The sequence below is a fragment of the Vibrio sp. vnigr-6D03 genome (genome assembly GCF_002835515.1).
Lineage (GTDB): Bacteria > Pseudomonadota > Gammaproteobacteria > Enterobacterales > Vibrionaceae > Vibrio > Vibrio penaeicida.
The window spans coordinates 156,825-175,505 of record NZ_PIZL01000018.1; the positions used below are offsets into that span (position 1 = coordinate 156,825).

At 43.5% G+C, this 18,681-nt stretch carries 16 protein-coding genes; 9 read left to right on the forward strand and 7 right to left on the reverse strand.

What is annotated here, in order from left to right; translation table 11 throughout:
- Positions 1–516: 516 nt before the first annotated feature.
- Entirely contained in the window at positions 517–999 is a 483-nt protein-coding gene (locus CW749_RS15125; protein ID WP_101113102.1) for an acyl-CoA thioesterase, read from the forward strand.
- 296 nt (positions 1,000–1,295) lie between these two features.
- On the forward strand, positions 1,296–1,547 hold the full coding sequence (locus tag CW749_RS15130; protein ID WP_101113103.1) for a hypothetical protein: 252 nt from the start codon (positions 1,296–1,298) through the stop codon (positions 1,545–1,547).
- Between the two features lie 489 nt (positions 1,548–2,036).
- On the opposite strand, the gene malG is transcribed toward CW749_RS15130, so the two are convergent.
- The 3 genes from malG to malE all read right to left on the reverse strand — a co-directional run bounded on the left by malG (position 2,037) and on the right by malE (position 5,814).
- Positions 2,037–2,927 carry a maltose ABC transporter permease MalG gene (gene malG, locus CW749_RS15135; RefSeq protein ID WP_101113104.1) on the reverse strand — a complete coding sequence of 297 codons (891 nt, stop codon included), beginning with the start codon at positions 2,925–2,927 and terminating at the stop codon, positions 2,037–2,039.
- 10 nt (positions 2,928–2,937) lie between these two features.
- On the reverse strand, positions 2,938–4,509 hold the full coding sequence (gene malF, locus CW749_RS15140; RefSeq protein ID WP_101113105.1) for a maltose ABC transporter permease MalF: 1,572 nt from the start codon (positions 4,507–4,509) through the stop codon (positions 2,938–2,940).
- A gap of 123 nt (positions 4,510–4,632) precedes the next feature.
- Positions 4,633–5,814 (reverse strand): maltose/maltodextrin ABC transporter substrate-binding protein MalE, encoded by a 1,182-nt coding sequence (gene malE, locus CW749_RS15145; protein WP_101113106.1) that lies wholly within the window; start codon positions 5,812–5,814, stop codon positions 4,633–4,635.
- 397 nt (positions 5,815–6,211) lie between these two features.
- Here malE and malK point away from each other — a divergent pair, with 397 nt between their 5' ends.
- Positions 6,212–7,321 (forward strand): maltose/maltodextrin ABC transporter ATP-binding protein MalK, encoded by a 1,110-nt coding sequence (gene malK / locus CW749_RS15150; RefSeq protein ID WP_101113107.1) that lies wholly within the window; start codon positions 6,212–6,214, stop codon positions 7,319–7,321.
- A 77-nt stretch (positions 7,322–7,398) separates the two neighbouring features.
- Here the strand turns inward: malK and CW749_RS28210 are convergent, their stop codons facing one another.
- The 4 genes from CW749_RS28210 to CW749_RS15170 form a co-directional block, all read right to left on the reverse strand.
- Positions 7,399–7,569, reverse strand: a complete 171-nt coding sequence (locus CW749_RS28210) for a hypothetical protein (protein ID WP_180958418.1) — start codon at positions 7,567–7,569, stop codon at positions 7,399–7,401.
- Positions 7,570–7,710: 141 nt separating this feature from the next.
- Positions 7,711–8,364, reverse strand: coding sequence for a LuxR C-terminal-related transcriptional regulator (locus CW749_RS15160; protein ID WP_343232619.1), 654 nt, complete (start codon positions 8,362–8,364; stop codon positions 7,711–7,713).
- 627 nt (positions 8,365–8,991) lie between these two features.
- Entirely contained in the window at positions 8,992–9,192 is a 201-nt protein-coding gene (locus tag CW749_RS15165; RefSeq protein WP_101113110.1) for a chromosome partitioning protein ParA, read from the reverse strand.
- Between the two features lie 79 nt (positions 9,193–9,271).
- Positions 9,272–11,188 (reverse strand): methyl-accepting chemotaxis protein, encoded by a 1,917-nt coding sequence (locus tag CW749_RS15170; protein ID WP_101113111.1) that lies wholly within the window; start codon positions 11,186–11,188, stop codon positions 9,272–9,274.
- Between the two features lie 272 nt (positions 11,189–11,460).
- Here CW749_RS15170 and CW749_RS15175 point away from each other — a divergent pair, with 272 nt between their 5' ends.
- Genes CW749_RS15175 through CW749_RS15200 form a run of 6 tightly spaced genes read left to right on the forward strand, consistent with a single transcriptional unit; the run spans position 11,461 to position 18,330 of the window.
- A complete protein-coding gene (locus tag CW749_RS15175) occupies positions 11,461–12,417 on the forward strand; it encodes a MoxR family ATPase (protein ID WP_101113112.1) in 957 nt (318 codons plus the stop codon).
- 9 nt (positions 12,418–12,426) lie between these two features.
- The gene (locus tag CW749_RS15180) at positions 12,427–13,347 is read left to right on the forward strand and encodes a DUF58 domain-containing protein (protein ID WP_101113113.1); all 921 of its coding nucleotides are present in this window, start codon (positions 12,427–12,429) and stop codon (positions 13,345–13,347) included.
- A 1-nt stretch (position 13,348) separates the two neighbouring features.
- Positions 13,349–13,837 carry a DUF4381 domain-containing protein gene (locus tag CW749_RS15185; RefSeq protein WP_101113114.1) on the forward strand — a complete coding sequence of 163 codons (489 nt, stop codon included), beginning with the start codon at positions 13,349–13,351 and terminating at the stop codon, positions 13,835–13,837.
- The gene (locus tag CW749_RS15190; protein WP_101113115.1) at positions 13,834–14,796 is read left to right on the forward strand and encodes a VWA domain-containing protein; all 963 of its coding nucleotides are present in this window, start codon (positions 13,834–13,836) and stop codon (positions 14,794–14,796) included. Before CW749_RS15185 ends, CW749_RS15190 begins: the two co-directional genes overlap by 4 nt.
- A complete protein-coding gene (locus CW749_RS15195; protein WP_101113116.1) occupies positions 14,789–16,708 on the forward strand; it encodes a VWA domain-containing protein in 1,920 nt (639 codons plus the stop codon). The genes CW749_RS15190 and CW749_RS15195 overlap by 8 nt, the downstream gene beginning before the upstream one ends.
- Positions 16,702–18,330, forward strand: coding sequence for a BatD family protein (locus CW749_RS15200; RefSeq protein WP_101113117.1), 1,629 nt, complete (start codon positions 16,702–16,704; stop codon positions 18,328–18,330). Before CW749_RS15195 ends, CW749_RS15200 begins: the two co-directional genes overlap by 7 nt.
- Positions 18,331–18,681: the final 351 nt, after the last annotated feature.

Here is an 18,681-nt window from a genome sequence, read left to right on the forward strand (position 1 = left end):
AGTATCTCCGTACTCATTGTTTTCCAGCATCATTCTTATCTAGTCAACCGACTTAATAAAGTAAGCAGAAACTTGAGAGTATACAATCGACAAGTGACTTTGCAAAAAAATCCATTCTATATATAACGCTTTATAACTGCTTTCTTACTATTGAGACGGTAGATACCCGCTAAGAATCTTGTTGTATTTATAAAACTCGACTATTTGCCTGCACTTTCTAATACCTTACTAATTCTAGTATTAGAATATTAGTGCATTTTTGAAACCCCAGCCAAAAAGTACTAGTATTTCGTCTCATGTAGAGACGGTACGATATTCCATGAATGCACTAATATTAAAACATCGCTAATATTTGAGGTCCCACGCAAATTTAATGATATACCTATAGGTATATGAAATTTATTGTTGATATATTTCGTTTTTATTGAATTTAATTTTCCTCAGAGTTATTGGCATCACAGACCAGCGCTAGCCTCATGAACTACACTTAAGTTTTAAGCATTACGACTGGAAATTATGAGCAACAGCCAACGAGAAATAACCCTGCGCTTTCTAGCAGAACCCACTGACGTCAACTTTGGTGGAAAAGTTCATGGTGGCGCCGTCATGAAGTGGATTGATTTGGCAGCATATGCGTGTGCGGCTGGGTGGAGTGGAAAGTATTGTATTACCGCTTATGCGGGTGGTATACGATTTGTTGCGCCAATTCGCGTAGGAAACCTTGTCGAAGTCACAGCTAAGGTTATATACACAGGTCGTAGCTCAATGCACATTGCTCTAGATGTGCAGGCTGGTGACCCCAAATCCGCCTCCAAGATACTTACCACGCACTGTATTGTCATTATGGTCGCTGTGGATGAAAATGGTCAACCTACTCAAGTACCTGAATGGATACCTACTGACGTGAAAGATATTGAGCTTCGCGAATCTGCTATTCGGCTAATGGATATGAGGAAGCAAATTGGTGCGGAGATGGAAGCACACGTTAAGGACAAATAGCATTTTCATTTTCAGCTCACATTCAAAATAGCCATCTCGTGCAAGCGAGTTTTTAGCTATTTTAATGTGAAAATGGTCCAAATTTCAGTTTATCCAAATAAGCTCAAGACTGAGCTTATTCAAACTCGCTCTTAGGACCTTTTCTTCTGGTCTATTTTATCTTCAAACAACTTAGAAAAGGCGACTCCTCCGTCGTATTCTTTTCTCACTGAAGATCCTGTCATCAATGTTTCATCTTTATTTGTTCTAATGCTCTCCACTATCATCATTCGGTTTGGCGCATAGTAAATTGAGCAATGATTAAATTAAGTGAACAAACAATCAAAGATTTGAAATCTGTTGAGTACCAATGGGTTCGAACACTTTACGCTGAAGGTTATCAGCCCTTTGAAATCAATCACTACATCCAGACTTGTTTTGGAGGAGACGATGTTTTTGCGGATTTATTTAGACGAGTAGCCCTTGATCAGGAGAGCATCTACGTACTAATGCGGCACCTTGGGTGGGCACCTTCCAATCGTGAATATTTGTATGGCAAAGCGCTTTGAACTACCTAAAACGTTATTGATAATCACTACACACAAATTAAATTTACAATTTTCTCATTAATTAGATTGAACTGCCCCGCAATTTTTCTGATAACTTAGTTATTAACTTTCGAATCGGCTTTGCACACAAACAAATCCTGTTATATTGAATCAATCTCTCATTATTCCTAATTAATGAGAGATACTTACTATGAAATATAGAACACAAGGTGGATTTATAAATATTTTCATAAAGCCACGAGAAGAAGTTTGAGCGCTTTTTCTGTTTTCTTGTGCTGTGCTATATAAAGTTTTGCAATAAAAAGCCCAAGCTCAGAGCTCGGGCTATCGTTACAAAAACTGTTAGACAAATACGTAAGGAACTCAGCTAACAGCCAGCTATGCGTAACCAAGTAATTTGCAGCGCACTTAAATCAACTGATCAGCGGCCAAACCAATACGTTGATAGTACACAGATTATTATATTCGTGAATAATTCACGAACTCCTATTATCCTTTAACTCCCCCCGCTGTCAATCCTCCAATAAGCCATCTTTGCGCCAGTAAGAACACGATAGTTATCGGAATAGCAGATAAAACCGCCGCAGCAGCGAAATCTCCCCATAGATAATTTTGCGGGTATAAGTATTGTTGCATACCAACAGCTAAAGTATAGGTCTCAACATCGGAAAGTAGCAAGGATGCGACAGGAACTTCTGTAATTGCCGCTATGAATGCCAAAATAAATACAACGGCGAGAATGGGCACAGAAAGCGGCAGTAAAACCAACCTAAAAGCTTGCCATGGTGTTGCGCCATCCAGTGCTGCCGCTTCTTCCAGTGATGAGTCAATTGTTTCGAAGTAGCCTTTAATCGTCCAAACATGCAAGGTAATACCACCCAGATAGGAAAATATTAGCCCACCATGCGTATTTAGACCCACAAATGGAATGTACTGCCCTAACCTATCAAATAAGGCATACAATGCCACCAGAGCCAGTACAGCAGGAAACATCTGAAAGATCATCATTGCTTTCAATAGGGTTGTTTTCCCACCAAATTGTAACCTGGCAAACGCATAGGCAGATGTTGTCGACAATGCCACAATAAGCACAGAACTGATTGCGGCCACCTTCACTGAATTCCATAGCCACAACAAAACGGGAAATGGAGGTGGTGTCACAGAGCCATCAGCGTGAGTAACGGTAAACCCAAGCGCCAACTTCCAATGCTCTAGAGATGGGCTTGAAGGAATTATTTCCCCCGTTGCAAAATTGCCTTCTCGTAAAGAGATCGCAATGACCATAACTAATGGAAATAAAATCAGCGCCAGAAAAAACCAAAGCGCAATATGCGTTGCCCAAACTCTGTATTTCAGCGATTGTCCTTGTACCATTGGCATAAATCTACTCCTAACGCTCAGACAGTTTGGTAAATTTAAGATTAAGCAGAGCCAGCCCACCCACTAATAAGAAAATCAGCGTTGCTATTGCACTAGCAAGACCAAAGTCTTGTCCCCCAGAGCCTTCAAATGCGATTCGATAGGTATAGCTCACTAGCAAGTCGGTATAACCAGCGGGTTCCGATGTTCCAATGCGGTTTGGTCCCCCTTCTGTGAGTAGCATGATCATAACGAAGTTATTAAAGTTGAAAGCAAACGTCGCAATGAGTAATGGTGTTAGTGGTCGCATCATCAGCGGCAACGTTATGTGGAGAAAGTTTTTTATAGGACCAGCGCCATCAATGGCAGATGCCTCATACAAATCATTCGGAATCGCTTTTAATAGCCCCATGCATAAAATCATCATATACGGGAAACCCAACCATGTGTTTACAACTAGCACCATAGTTTTGGCTAAAATAGGATCAGAAAACCAAGTCGGGCTGATCCCAAAAATTGCATTCAACACCATGTTGATTTCACCGAAGCTTTGGTTAAATAACCCTTTAAAGATGAGGATAGAAATGAAAGACGGAACCGCATAGGGGAGGATCAGCATAACTCTATAAACGGCTCTCCCTTTTAATGCCTCCCACTGAACAACGCTCGCTAATATCAAGCCTATAGACAGGGTGAACACAACCGTACAAACCGAGAACACTATCGTCCAAATGAAGATATTGATAAACGGCTCTTTGATTCCCTCATCTTTCCAAACACGTTCAAAGTTGTCGGTTCCTATGTTAACCACATATCCCGGAGAAATAGGGTCGCCCTGAAATTTACCGTTTGAAAACGCTTGATAGTGGCCAATATCGTCATTGGGCTTAAATATTTGTTGGGTTTCTTGATTAACCAGTGTTCGCCTGTCTTCTAGCAGATGATACTTAGCCTGTACCGAACCAAACTTCCTCAAACCGTTCATTGTCACTTCGTCACCGTTTGGCAGTGCGAGAGTGAGTGTAGAGAGTGTCTTACGGTGCTTTATAACTGTTTTCATTTTTTCTTTGTTGCCTGTGGGGTTAGCAACAGAAAACATTGGGATTGCAGTCGATGTTATGTTGTCAAATTCAATGACTGGTGATGCCGCCCACTTCCCCGACTGATTAACAAATATCCGGAAACCATCCTCAGAGCTATTCAGTTGAAATGGGTAGTTCTCTCCACTTTGAAAAGTTTGACCAAGCAGGACAGATTGAGCTCGTTCGAATGAAAGTTGGTTCTTCGCACTGTAATTCGTCAATGCTAAGCCGACGGTATAAACCAAAGGAAACACGACAAACAAAATCATCCCCGCAATACCTGGGTAGATATATCGATGCGCGTAGGTTTTCTTGCTACCAAAGATTGCAACGGCAAGCGCGGTTAACACAACTGTGAGTATCGCAAAAGCAAACTCACCTTGAGCATACATTAGAATACTAGCGTAACCGTTAACCAAAGAAATCCCTCCCAGCACCAACCATTTGATGATAAATCGTGCTGAGAATGAAGGTGAGGATACCGTTTCGCTTAACGATTCAGTATTAGAAAATGACGGCATATAAAGACTCGCAATGCAGCAAAGAAAAATTAATTCGCGCCACTGAATAGGTGCAGTGGCGCTATAAGCTCAAGGGCTCGCAATAAACAAAAAGTAACCTGAGATTTAGAGTAATCTGTCTGGTTACTTAGTCATTTGCTTTTCAGCGTCGTTTAACGCGGCTTCTACACCCTGACGACCATCGACAATGTTAATGACGGCATTTTTTGCCGAGCTCCAGAAAGCATTCATTTGAGGAATATTAGGCATCACTTCCCCGTTTTGCGCATTGATCATCGTCGCTGCTATGCGCTTGTCTTTCGCAATCTCTTGTTGAAAAGTGTTTAACGCGACGGCACCTAAAGGTTTATCGTTATTGATGGTGCGTAAGCCTTCGTTTGTCAGTAAGTAGCTTTCAATAAACTCAACCGCCAAATCCTTGTTTGGAGAAGCCGTACTAATGCCTGCGGTTAATACACCGACAAACGGCTTGGATGGCTGCCCATTGAACTTCGGTAGTGTCGCTACCCCGTAATTAATGCCCGATTTCTCTATATTTCCCCAAGCCCAAGGTCCATTAATTGTCATCGCAACGTTGCCTTTGTTGAACTCAGACTCCGACACCGAATAATCCATATCTGGAGAAATTACACCTTTATCAGCCAGTGATTTAACGAAATTCATTGCAGCCGCGACACCTTCTTTATTGATGCCAGCGTCTTTTACGTCGTAGCCACCTACTTTACTCTTAAATGCATAACCACCATCCGCCGCCATGAGTGGCCATGTGAAATACGGTTCTTTTAGGTTCCACATAATGGCTGATTTTCCGTCTTTCTTTAGTTTTGCATTGAGTGCTTCCATCTCTTCCCAGTTTTGCGGAGGGTTTGGCACTAAGTCTTTGTTGTAAATCAGAGATAAAGATTCAACAGCGACGGGGTAACCAATGAATTTGCCTTTATAGGTCACTGCGTCCCATGCAAAATCGACAATACCTTCTTTGATTTCCTTGGAAGGGTTCACTTCAACTAATAAACCCGATTCTGCGTAGCCACCAAAACGGTCATGTGCCCAAAAGACAATATCGGGTCCATCTCCAGTAGATGCGGTTTGTGGAAACTTATCTTGTAAAGAATCTGGGTGCGCTACCGTCACCTTGATACCAGTATCCTCTTCAAACTGTTTGCCCACTTCGGCTAAACCGTTGTAGCCCTTATCACCATTAATCCAAATCGTTAATTGCCCTTCTTCAATGGCTGCACTTGCAGCGAAAGATCCAAGAGACGCTAGGGTGCAAAGCGCAAATGCACGTACTGGAGCATTCATATTGTTATCCTTTTTAATATGTAGAGATACGTAGATAATGATGCTAGAACGACAGGGAAACATCATCATCCTAAATGCTACGCCTTCCCATAGACACTAGCGTTTCGTGACCGTCATTGTATTTATCAATAACTCCAGATCACAAAATATGACGATTTTGTGACTTCCACCTCGCCCACTAATTTCTAATCACATTAGGGTTTGTTGATTGTACTCAAGGCCTCCTCCTTAACTACTCCCCCTGTACCTCACTTACTTAGGATGACCCATTTTGTTTTGCAATCGGTCATTATAAAGCACAATTATTTTTGAGGCTTCTGAAGGTCTTTGATATTTTAAAAGCCCTCTAATCTCGAAAAATCTTTATAGCTCAAAAGGTTAATCTAAGGAAAGCGATATGGCGAGTGTTACGCTTAAAAACGTGTCAAAAGCTTATGGCGACACACTTATCTCAAAAAACATCGACTTAGAAGTCGAGCAAGGAGAGTTTGTCGTATTCGTAGGACCTTCAGGCTGTGGAAAGTCGACTCTACTTCGATGTATCGCGGGGCTTGAAGATATTACATCAGGCGATCTCTACATTGGTGAAACAAGAATGAACGATATTGAGCCATCCAAGCGAGGAGTGGGCATGGTCTTTCAATCTTATGCTCTCTACCCTCACCTCAATTTGTTCGACAACATGTCGTTTGGTCTCAAATTGGCTAAAGCCAATAAAAACGAAATAAAGAAGCGAGTCACTGAAGCCGCCGACATTTTGCAATTAACGCCATTACTCCAACGCCAACCTAAAGCTTTGTCTGGCGGTCAACGTCAACGTGTTGCTATCGGGCGTACATTGGTTTCGCAGCCAGACGTTTTTCTGTTAGATGAACCACTTTCGAATCTGGATGCTGCGTTAAGAGTCCAAATGCGCAGTGAGATAACTAAATTGCAACGCCAACTTGGCTGCACAATGATCTACGTAACCCACGATCAAGTTGAAGCCATGACAATGGCAGATAAAATTGTGGTTTTGGATGCCGGTTGTGTTTCTCAGATAGGAAAACCTTTAGAGCTTTACCATTACCCTAAAAATCAATTTGTCGCTGGATTCATCGGTTCACCAAAGATGAACTTTATTGATGTAAAAATAGAAAAGGTCGAATCAGATCAAGTTTTGGTTCAAACAGAGGGCAATCAAGCATTTTGGATTCAAGTCGATGGGTCCACGGTGAGCTCTGGCGAAAAAATGGCATTAGGCATAAGACCAGAACACCTTGTTGAACATTCGGCATCAGACCATATTATAAATGGGACGGTTCAAGCGGTTGAAAAACTAGGCAATGAAACGCAAATTTACCTAAGCTTGAATGACTCAGACACGCAAGTCATTTACAGGGCACCAGATACGATTGAGGTAGAACCCAACCAGCCGTTTACTATCGGAATTCCCACTCATCGATGCCACTTGTTCCACAAAGATGGGAGCGCATGCCAGCGTTTGTACAAAGAGAAAGGTGTTTAAAACAATATGGCTTCTAGGGGGACTTGGAAGCCGTAGTTGTTACAATGCAAGATGGGCTGTTGGCTGTGGCGTTACGACTAACTCGAAGTATCAGACCACTTTATCCGGTTATACACTTCCTCATGAAGCGTTTGGTTAGATTGCTCAAGACGCAAAATCAATGATTCAATTCTATCCATCCAATTCACATCTTTATTTCGATCGAGAGCGTTATCATGAATATTTGTTTTATGCTCTTTGTCAGCCATTCCTGTGCTCCCCATAAATCCACTCTTTTCCTAAGCACCATCTTTAGTCTGCTTTTATTTGGGCTATAGCGCTCAAGCTAAAGTACTAAGGAAAACCATATTGTAATCATAGCCCAATTTTTTGTGGGAGGAGCAAAGCCGTTAAACGAGTTCTTCTTGGCTGATGTTTTCTTTTGCCCAAATCAAGGCTTGAAGACGATTTTTTGCATGGATTTTCTTAAATAAGTTATGCAAATGTGTTTTGACCGTATTTTCGCTAACAAACAGTTTGTCTGCGATCTCTGTGTTCGTTGCACCCTTAGCCAAATGTCGAATGATCTGTTGCTCACGGCGAGTCAGCTTTGAATAAAGCGCATTAGTGGTGCTCTTTTGGCGCTGTCGATAATACATGATGTATTCTTGAGCCAACTTACGGCTTAACCACATCTCGCCGTTTTGAATAGCATTCATGCCCTTTGATAGCGTATCAATATCATCATCCAAATAGAACACGCCCACCAAACTCGTCCAATCCAACAGTTTTCTTGAATCGATGTCTTTCTCACAATTCAGTAAAACCTCTTGGCTTTGCGGAAAGTAGCGATTTTTGTACTGCGAATACTTTGGTAAAAACCCAGAATTAATAGCACTCATGTCAATAACAACAAAATTATCTGTCTCGATAGATAAACCTAACTCTCGACCTTCTAATATCGAATCAAGCTGTAAAACCCTCACATATATGTGTAATTTTTCTTCTAAAGACCGCTGAAGTAGCTGTGATTGCATTGTGTTATTTGTTATTAGAGTAAACACCACAGTGTTCCTTTTAATTATTTTGCCAACCAAGTTGAGCTGTATACGTTATAAATATAAACGGTAATGTCAAGGCACGCACTTCAAATACAACAAAATGCGTATAAACATGGCATCTAAACCATTGATTAAACTACAGTCTCATTTTTGAGAAATGTCTTTTATTCTATATTTCGAATTCTGTTCGAATAATTTTATCGAATGAAGAACCCATTAATAAAGTGACCAGAATCACTAACCCTTGAATATATTTAATTCTAAACATTACTTAAAGCTTTATTATTTAGAATGCTGTCTTGCCTATTTATAATAACATTATCCATTTTACGGGTTATATTGGTATTGATTTTAATATCAATTAATAGAAAATTGAGTGAACATGCAAAACTCAGGTTCACATTGGTGAACTCGGTTCAAATAAATGGTCGATCGTACTGTTATATATTGGAGAAGTCTCAAAGCAATAAAATCATGCATCGATGATATGACCTGATCCCAAAAAAACTTGCTATAACCAAATACCTCAAGATGCAGGACTCAGAGATCTCAAAGATGAGGTTATTTGGGTATAAAAAAAGCGCCTGAATAGGCGCTTTTATACTCTATGTTTTCACGTTAGAGGCATTTCTAATGAACGGGCTTAGTCCCTTTCTCAGAAAACTTGCCGAAGTACTCTTCCATGATTTCTGGAGTCAGTTTCCCTTCCGCTTCAAGTTCTTTTAATTTAGCGACAATTTCTCGTTGCTCTTCCAAAGAAGGAAGTTTTACTTCAGGCTCACTGACGACTTCTTCAGTCATTGCGGCAAGATCTTTTTCGAAATCACTCATAACGTACTACCTTAAAAATAATTTCCTAAATTCTAACTATTCATCACCATGGATTCCAGCAGAAATGAAAGCTCAGCCCTTAGAGCTTAAAGTTGCTCACCATTGCATCCAAACGTTTAGATAGCGACTGAAGCTCTGCGCTCGCATCTGCAAGCTCTTGTGCCGTGCCTGTAGTTAGCTCATTAATCGCATTGATCTCTTCAATGTTTTCATTAATGGTATGAACCACCGTCGACTGCTCTTCAGTTGCTGTTGCCACCTGGGTATTACGGTCAGAAATATCGCTGATGCTCTCTGAAATGCGCCCAAGCACTTCCACAGCTTGATCGGTCGATTCAACCCCTTCCATCGTCACTTCTTGACCAGCTTCCATAGCAGAAACCGCATCTTGAGCATCCGCTTGAAGTTGATTAATCATTTTCTGAATTTCTTCTGTCGAATCTGCGGTACGACTTGCAAGGTTTCGCACTTCATCAGCAACGACGGCAAAACCACGTCCTTGCTCCCCTGCTCGCGCCGCTTCAATGGCTGCATTTAACGCCAACAAGTTGGTTTGCTCCGATATATCGCGAATAACATCCAGTATGGAGCCAATGTCTTGTGTGGTTCCAGCCAGCTTCTGTACAACACCGCCAATATGGTCGATATCCGAAGCCAATCGGCTAATCGCATCTTTGGCACGGAATACAACACCACGACCATCTTCCGTATTAGATTCTGCGCCACTTGCCGTCTCCGCAGCGGTTGCCGCATTGGAAGCAATTTCACTGATCGTTGCACCCATTTGGTTGATAGCAGTCACCACTTGAATGGTCTGGTCACGCTGATTTTGACTGTTGTCATGCGTAATATGAGACTTCTCAGCCACACCTTCCGCAGCAATCTGCAAAGCATTACTGGTTGCTGCAACCTCTTTGACGGAGTTATGGATCTTCTCGATAAAGCCATTAAAGCCCTGAGAGAGTTTTGCAATCTCATCATTCCCATTAATTTCTATGCGCTGCGCTAAGTTACCGTCGCCTTCACCTAGCTGGCGGAAACGCTCCGCAATCACGTTAATAGGTTTGGTAATACTGCTCGCAAGAATCAGGCTCAATACAACAAAAATCAAAGCAACAATTAGCGTAGTCAACATCATTTTTTGCGCGGTAGAATCTAGTTCTGCAAACACCTCTTCGACTGGCACTTGCGCCACAATAAACCAATCCATCGAAGCCACATATTGGCTTACAACAAATACATCTTTGCCGTCATATTGAGCACGAACGATGTTATAACCCGATTTATTTAAAAGCTTTGAAGCTTCTGAACCATAGATACCCGCGAGATCAGAATCCGATTTTGAAGATTGCTTATGAATCTGAACCTTTCCCGACGAATCTGTTAAAAAGACAAAACCCGATTGCTCTATCTGAAAACTGTTCAATAGAGAAACCATATCGTTTAAAGATTTAGAGAGACCAGACATCGTCTTACCAGATACAATCTGATAGTTGGCGAACATTTTCACTTCGCCTGTCGATTCGGTAAATACACTCACCATGGTTTCTTGACCTGATGAAGTGAAACCAAAAAACCAACCATCTTGCTGACGATTTAGCTGGCGCAAAAAGCCATTCTGATTCCAATAGTAAGCGGTGTCACGATTGGCAACTGACGCATCATTCAACTTATATTGGTTGCGAACATTATTCAGTTGGTCAACCAACATTTTTTCCGTAGCTGGATCGCGCTCTGTAGAGCTAACAGCTTGTTGAATAAACGTGTTGTTTGCAATTTGCTCCGCAGCAGAAAGAAGCTGAGTCACTTCTTGATCGACTTCAGAGCTGACGAGATTAAGCATGGAAGGAAGTTCAATTTCAACCAAGCGATGCTCCAATACATCACGAGCTTGGTTTTGAGCCATAAATCCAACAATACTGGTGGAAGCCAATACCGCGAATGCCATGCCAATTACGATCTTTTGTTTAATGTTCATAGACAGAGAACCGAACATACGATTGCCTTTTTAAAAACTTTGGTAGGAGGAGTCTCCAGCACTCTTGATTTTGTCAATACAATTTGAGACGGAGGAGGTAACAGTTTGTAACGTATCGGCAGAGTATACAGAACCTTTACTGACTTTATTACAAATAACTTGTAAGCATTCTAAGAAATTGCACACAGTGTCTTGATTTTTATAAACGAACCAATATCTTGTTGCTGAACTTTTTAAGAATTTATGAGTCGGACTTGTCGACTAAATTGTAATTTGGAGCCTTTCAACGCATGCAAGTGAACTTATTTCAACAATTGCAGACGCATTTAAACTCACAGGTCATCGGACAAAGTGAGCTGGTAAAGCAAATTCTTGTCGCTTTACTGGCAGACGGTCACATTTTGGTAGAAGGACCGCCAGGGTTGGCAAAAACGCGTGCCGTAAAATGTTTAGCCGACTGTATTGAAAGTGATTTTCACCGAGTTCAGTTCACGCCAGACTTACTGCCCGCCGATCTCACGGGCACGGATATCTATCGCCCAGAAAATGGGTCGTTTACCTTTCAAAAAGGTCCCATTTTCCATTCACTGATTCTTGCCGACGAAATCAACCGAGCACCCGCCAAAGTACAGGCCGCAATGCTCGAAGCCATGGCGGAAGGACAAGTAACCGCTGGCAGCCAAACCTATTCGCTACCGGAACTCTTTTTAGTCATTGCGACGCAAAATCCAATCGAGCAAGAAGGGACATACCCGCTACCTGAGGCTCAGCTGGATCGTTTCCTGCTGCACCTTGAAGTGGATTACCCAGATGCTGAAAGCGAATTGGCTATCCTTCGCCTAAACCGTGGTGAAGCGTTGAACGACGAGAAAACAGAACGAGTCACAATCAGCCAACGAGATATCTTTGCCGCGCGTAAAGAAGCCCTTAGCTTGCATATGGAAGAATCCATAGAGCAATACATCATTCGCCTAGTCATGGCGACACGCCAGCCAAGTCAATACAGTGATGAACTTGCTCAGTGGCTAGAGATGGGGGTGAGCCCGCGCGCCACTATTGCGTTAGACAGAGCCGCTCGTGCTCACGCTTGGCTTAGTGGTCGTGACTTTGTGTCGCCAGAAGATGTTCAAGCGATGGCTTATCCAGTACTTAGACACAGAATGCTATTAAGTTATTCTGCACAAGCACAAGGCATCAGCGCTAATCATGCCGTCAAAACCATTCTTTCACTGGTCGGCAGCGCGTAAGAGTTCACTATGTCCAACATGCCTCCTTACACCAATGGCGCTTTTCTTTCAATTGAAGAGCTGCTTTATTACAAAAGTCAGACTGCAAAATGGCTACCTCCCGCGAAAAGCTTGTGGTCTCAACTCAGTGGAAGCCATCAAAGCCGCAGCAAAGGTCGTGGAATGAACTTTTCTGAAGTTCGCCAATACCAAGCTGGGGACGATATTCGATCCATCGATTGGCGAGTCACCGCTCGTACCGGAAAGGCTCATACAAAGTTGTTTGAAGAAGAGCGTGAGCAGCCCGTTATTTTGCTTATCGACCTCAGTAGCCAAATGCGATTTGGCTCTTCTTTGTTGCTTAAATCCGTTCAAGCGGCTCATATGGCAAGCCTAATCGGATGGCTAACGGTTCAAGCGGGTGATAGGCTCGGCACCGTGATATCGACTGGGAACGAGATAGTCGACATTAAGCCTATGGCGCGTGCAAAAGGGGTATTGAGCGTTATTGAAGCCATAATAGAGGCTCACAACCATGCGTTACAAAGCCCCAACCAACCACCAGCTTCCATCAACTGGTCTACATCGCTGCAAGAGCTCCATAGGCTTAGCCCTAAAGGCAGTGAGATCATCCTGCTGAGCGATTTTATATCGTTTAGAGAACCAGACTTCACCCTACTTAGCCAAGTGGCTCAACACAATCGTATACGTGCTATTCAGTTTTATGACCCTCTTGAACAAGGGGAAACAAGGTACAAGGGGCAAAATGCCGTTAGCGACGGCAAGCAAAGCCGATGGGTGGATTTTTCTTCTTCCAAAACCAAACACAGTTTTCGTCAGGATTTCAGCGCCCGCTCAGAAATGTTAAAGAATGGACTTATGAAACAAGGTATTCATTTTAGTCAAATTTCGGCCGGCGATAACCTGATGAACCAATTACACAGAGGTTAGAATGCAAAACAGCCCTCAATCTCTTAATTTAGCCCCCATTCAACTGCCTCAAGAGCCTGGGCTTTGGCCTCTCGCTTGGGGCTGGTGGGCAGTCGCTATTATTATCATTGCAGCCCTGTTGGGTGTGGCGTTACTTTTTAAACGTTATCGAGCGAATCGCCACGCAAAACGAATAGCACAAGAAAAACTCAAGCAAATTAAATCGGCGAAAGATGGCATGCAGCTATTGCGTCAAGTCGCTTTGAGTTACTTTCCAAGAGAACACATTGCTTCGCTTTCAGGGCGAGATTGGTATGCATTTTTAGATCAACAACTCAAAGCACCTCGGTTTCTATCCAAAGCCAGCACTTGGGATGAACTCCTATACATGCCCAGCAGTCAATCGGATAACACTTCTCAACCAACTGAGCTCTTAAGTGATATTGAATATTGGATTAACCACGCCCTTCCACCTCGTCGTTCGGCAGCGAACAGTAAGGGGGGAAGATGATCGATTTTGAATGGCTCTGGGCATTTCTACTGCTTCCACTTCCTTTGCTTGTGTACTTTCTTGCCCCAAAAACGCAGGAAACACAAGCCATTCAGCTACCGAGTATTCCGGATACGCAGATGGGAGAGACGCCTAATCGAAGTGGTCAAAAACTGCTGCTACTTGGCATTTGGCTATTACTTGTTACAGCAACGGCTCGTCCTGTTTGGCTTGGCGAGCCCGTAGAGTTTTACCCAGAGCATCGAGATATGATGCTTGTCGTTGATCTCTCCTACTCCATGAGCAAAGAAGACATGCTGGAAGATGGCGACTACATCGATCGTCTCTCTGCGGTTAAAAATGTGGTCGGCGAATTTGTGGCTAAACGAAAAGGGGATCGGCTTGGGCTCGTCTTATTCGCCGATCATGCGTACTTGCAAACCCCACTGACTCTCGACAGACAAGCGGTAAAGTCTCAGCTTGATCGCACAGTGCTAAAGCTCATCGGAACCAGTACTGCGATAGGAGAAGGTATTGGCCTTGCAACTAAAACGTTTATAGACAGTGACGCCCCACAAAGGGTTATGGTACTGCTTAGCGACGGTAGCAACACTGCCGGAATTATAGACCCAATAGAAGCCACAAAAATTGCCAAAGAATACGGTGCAACCATTTATACCGTGGGCGTAGGTGCAGGCGAAATGGTGGTAAAAGACTTCCTATTTGAGCGAGTGGTAAATACAGCAGAAGATCTGGATGAGAAAACGTTGATTCAGATTGCAGACATGACGGGCGGGCAATACTTCCGCGCCCGAAACAGTGATGAGCTTGCCACCATTTACGACACTATCAACGCACTTGAGCCCGTATCAAGTGCTAGTCAAACTTGGCGTCCTAAGTCCGAATGGTTCTGGCTACCGCTTTCAGCCGTTCTATTTTTGTCTTTGATTCTAGCGTCACTTAGGAGGAATCATGGCTGATTTTCTATTTATGAGTCCTTACTGGCTTTTAGGAATCCTCCCTGCGATTGCTTTGAGTTTCTGGATAAAAAGAGGGAGTTCCTCTAAAGGATTGATTGCGAGCCATCTTGCTCAAGCCATGGGCATTACACAAAATCGTGCACGTTACATCCACCATTTCTGGTTTGCGTTTTGGTGCATCAGTTGTATTGCCCTTGCCGGCCCTAGCTTCGAAAAACAGACTCGTCCGGCATTCAATGTCAGCCATGCTCGCGTATTGGTTTTGGACATGTCGCGCTCTTTATACGCCAACGACATCAAACCCAATCGATTACAGCAACTTAAATATAAAGCGCTCGATCTCCTCCCTGAATGGAAAGAAGGCAGCACTGGTTTGGTCGTCTTTGCCGGAGGTGCCTATACCATTAGCCCATTAACAACAGACAGCCAAACACTCGCGAGCCTTATCCCTGATCTAAAGCCCGAAATAATGCCGCATCAAGGCAGCAACGTAGTAGCCGCTGTTGAATTGGCGATAAAGCTAATGAGCGATGCTGGGCACCAAAAAGGCGACATCATATTGCTGGCCGATGAACTGACTAAGTCACAAGCGGGAAGCGTCACAAAGTTACTTGGGAGAAGCTGGCGAATGTCTACCGTTGCTATTGGCACTGAACAAGGTGCGCCTATCTTGCTCCCAGAAGGTGAATTGCTGAAATCTCCAAGTGGAAACACGGTGATTGCCAAAACCGAATTTGACGGCTTCAATCTAGTGGCTCGTCACTCTGGCGGGGTTTTCTCTCCACTACGTGGTGATGGTAAAGATGTAGAAGCCATTGCAGCGCTTTCGATTACGCCATCCACTTCTTCTGACAGCGACAGTCAAGAAGTCAGTGACCGAATTAATCACGGTTATTGGTTGTTGCCCGCTCTGGTCATCGCAGCTCTTGGTTTGTTCCGCAAAGGGTTTGTATTTGCGATTGTTCTGCTCGTTTTTCCGATGCCTAAACCTGCGCTTGCCTCTCCATTCCAAACAGACGATCAAGCAGGATTCCAAGCCTACCAAAGCCAAGACTTTGAAAAGGCCGCAGAACTCTTTGAATCGAAGGAGTGGGCGGGAGCAGCTTGGTATGAAGCAAAACAATACGATAAAGCGATCGAAAGCCTTGAAGGTATTCAAACGGAAGGCGCTCAATACAACTTAGCCAACGCATTGGCGCAAAAAGGTGAGCTTGAGAAAGCACGAGACTTGTATGAATCTATTTTGGAAAAGAACCCAAACTTCGAAGATGCAAAACGAAATTTAAGCATTGTTGAAGAAGCGCTGAAGCAGCAACAGCAACAGCAACAGCAACAGCAGAATTCTCAAAGCGATTCGAATCAAGAACAACAGGACGAGCAAAACGCCTCTTCTCAAGAGGATAGCGCTGACGCTCAAAACTCGCAGGATCAACAAAACCAGCAAGGACAGCAACAACAAAACGGCGAACAGTCGCAACCTCAACAATCTAAGGAGTCGTCAGAAAATTCAGACGATGCTAGCCAAACAGTCGAGCAAAGTGAATCTCAGGATAAAAAGGGGTCCGACGACTTCAATGGTTCTGAAGGGAAACCAGACTCTGACAGAAAACCAGACGCTGATAGAAAACAAGGTTCTGAAGGAAAGCAAGATTCAGAAAAAGAGGACGAAAATGAGTCATCACCTCAACCAGCAAGTTCTGAGCGTGAGTCTGACGATGATTCTGAGGAAGATACTTCAAACCAAATTGCCACTAGCTCTCAAACCCAAGGCAGTACCCAAGAGGTCGATCCTCAAATTAGGCAATTGGAACAAATCCAACAACAAGCGGATGCAAGCCGTCTGCTTAGAGCACAAATGATTTTACAAGAAAGACAAAACCCTGCTTCTCAAAGGTCTGAACAATCATGGTAATTCGTAACTTCTTATCATCCGTACGGTGGTTTTTCTCCTTCACTGTCTTACTGGCTCTTGCAACACCAACTGCATTTGCAAACGATGCCGTTGCAACGGCAACAGTGAGCCGAACCAGCGTCGCCAAAGATGAAGTATTCCAACTCAAAGTCTCAATCAATAAGCGTGTATCGAATAGCAAAGTCGACTTTTCTATATTGCAGCCTGCCTTTTATATGGGCCGACCTAGTTTTGGGTCGTACACCAATTCGGTTAATGGAAAAACGACCGTTAGTAGTGAGTGGACCGTTGCACTAGCCGCAACCCAAACGGGCATTTTGAAAATCCCAAGTTTCGATATAGACGGTGCAAAAACAGCGCCAATAGCCATTCAAGTGACTAACGACAGAAATGCGCGTACCCAAGACGATGTCATTCAGCTCGCCGCCAATATTGAAAAAAGCGATTTGTATGAAGGCGAACGTACAACGCTTCATGCAAGATTGATCATCAAAGCGGATCTTCGTCGCTTGCAGAATACCAACATTGAGTCAGCCTTTGGTGAAGGATTAACCATCGAACCGATTGGTGAAAGTAACCAATACCAATCGGTTGTCGATGGTGTGGAAGCGACTGTTGTCGATCAGTCGTTCTATGTCATCCCTGAGCGTGCAGGTACATTAACGCTGCACCCTCCTCGCCTAAAAGGGGCACTAATTGAAAGCTCAGGGACAAGAAGCAGCGGTACTCGGCTCATTCAACTTGATAAAAGCGCCCCTGCCATCACCTTAACGGTGAAAGCGAAGCCTTCCACGTATCAAGGTGCGTGGCTCCCTACACCATCGTTGATGGTGGATCAGCTTTGGCAAGATGAAGAAGGTAATCGCATTACTTCTGATGCCTTCACCACAAAAGTAGGTTCTCCTATACAACGAACATTAGTGATCCGAGCAAAGAATTTGAGCCAGCAACAAATGCCAAACTTAAAGGTGACCTATCCAGCACAAATTCGTGTGTACGATGAAGCGCCTCAGTTCTCCCAAGGCAATAATGGCGACATTATAATGACCGTTAAGCAGGTGTTGATCGCAAAGGAGACGGGACAATTCGAATTGCCTGCGGTAAGTGTTCGATGGTGGAATAGCGAAACGGGTCGAGAGCAAACATCAACCGCCAGCCATATGTCTGTCACAGTAGAAGAAGGCGAAGTCAGTGATTCTATTCCAGTCGTACAGCCAGGTTTACCACAACAAACCATCACTGTTACTGACAGCGGCTTCTGGCCATATCTAACGGCTTTCTTCGCTCTGCTTTGGTTAGCCACGTTAGCGCTTTTATGGAACGTTAAACGCAATCCAAAAGATGCGCCATCTAAACCTATCAACGTGAAATCAGACAATTCTACAGAGCAGCTGATTCAAGCAGTAAAAAACAAAGATGGCATTTTGTTCGATAGATTGTTTAGGGATTGGGCGGAAACCATCCAACTCAACGACGCTATCCTTAGCCAAGCTAACACTTTCAGACAAAGCTTATATGGCAAGGGCGACGTGATATTTGATGAGCACAAATTTATCAGTGAAATCAATGGTGCAAACAAGCAAAAAATTGCAGATTCTTCCAAAGTGCTTGCGTCACTTTAGAAGGCGCCGGCAAATAGAAAGCGCGCTATATTTAGCGCGCTTTCTATACTCAAACCACCTCAAGATGCTAGGTTCAGCAGCTTCTTATCTATAGATTGAGGGCTTGGTTTTCAGGCAAGGCACCAATTTGCAGATCTAGTGGTTCTAAATCAAGAATTGGTAACGCAGCATGAAAACCAAGCAAACTCGCCCTTGGGAGCTCATCTTCTGTCCCATTTCATCGTCAAAGAACTTGGAAAGGACTCGTCATTCCACTGCGTTCTTTTCCTTGAACTGACACAGAAGATGGAGCTCTGAATCCTGCACTTTGAGGTGGTTTGAGTATATACCCAGGTGACCTACATCCACACA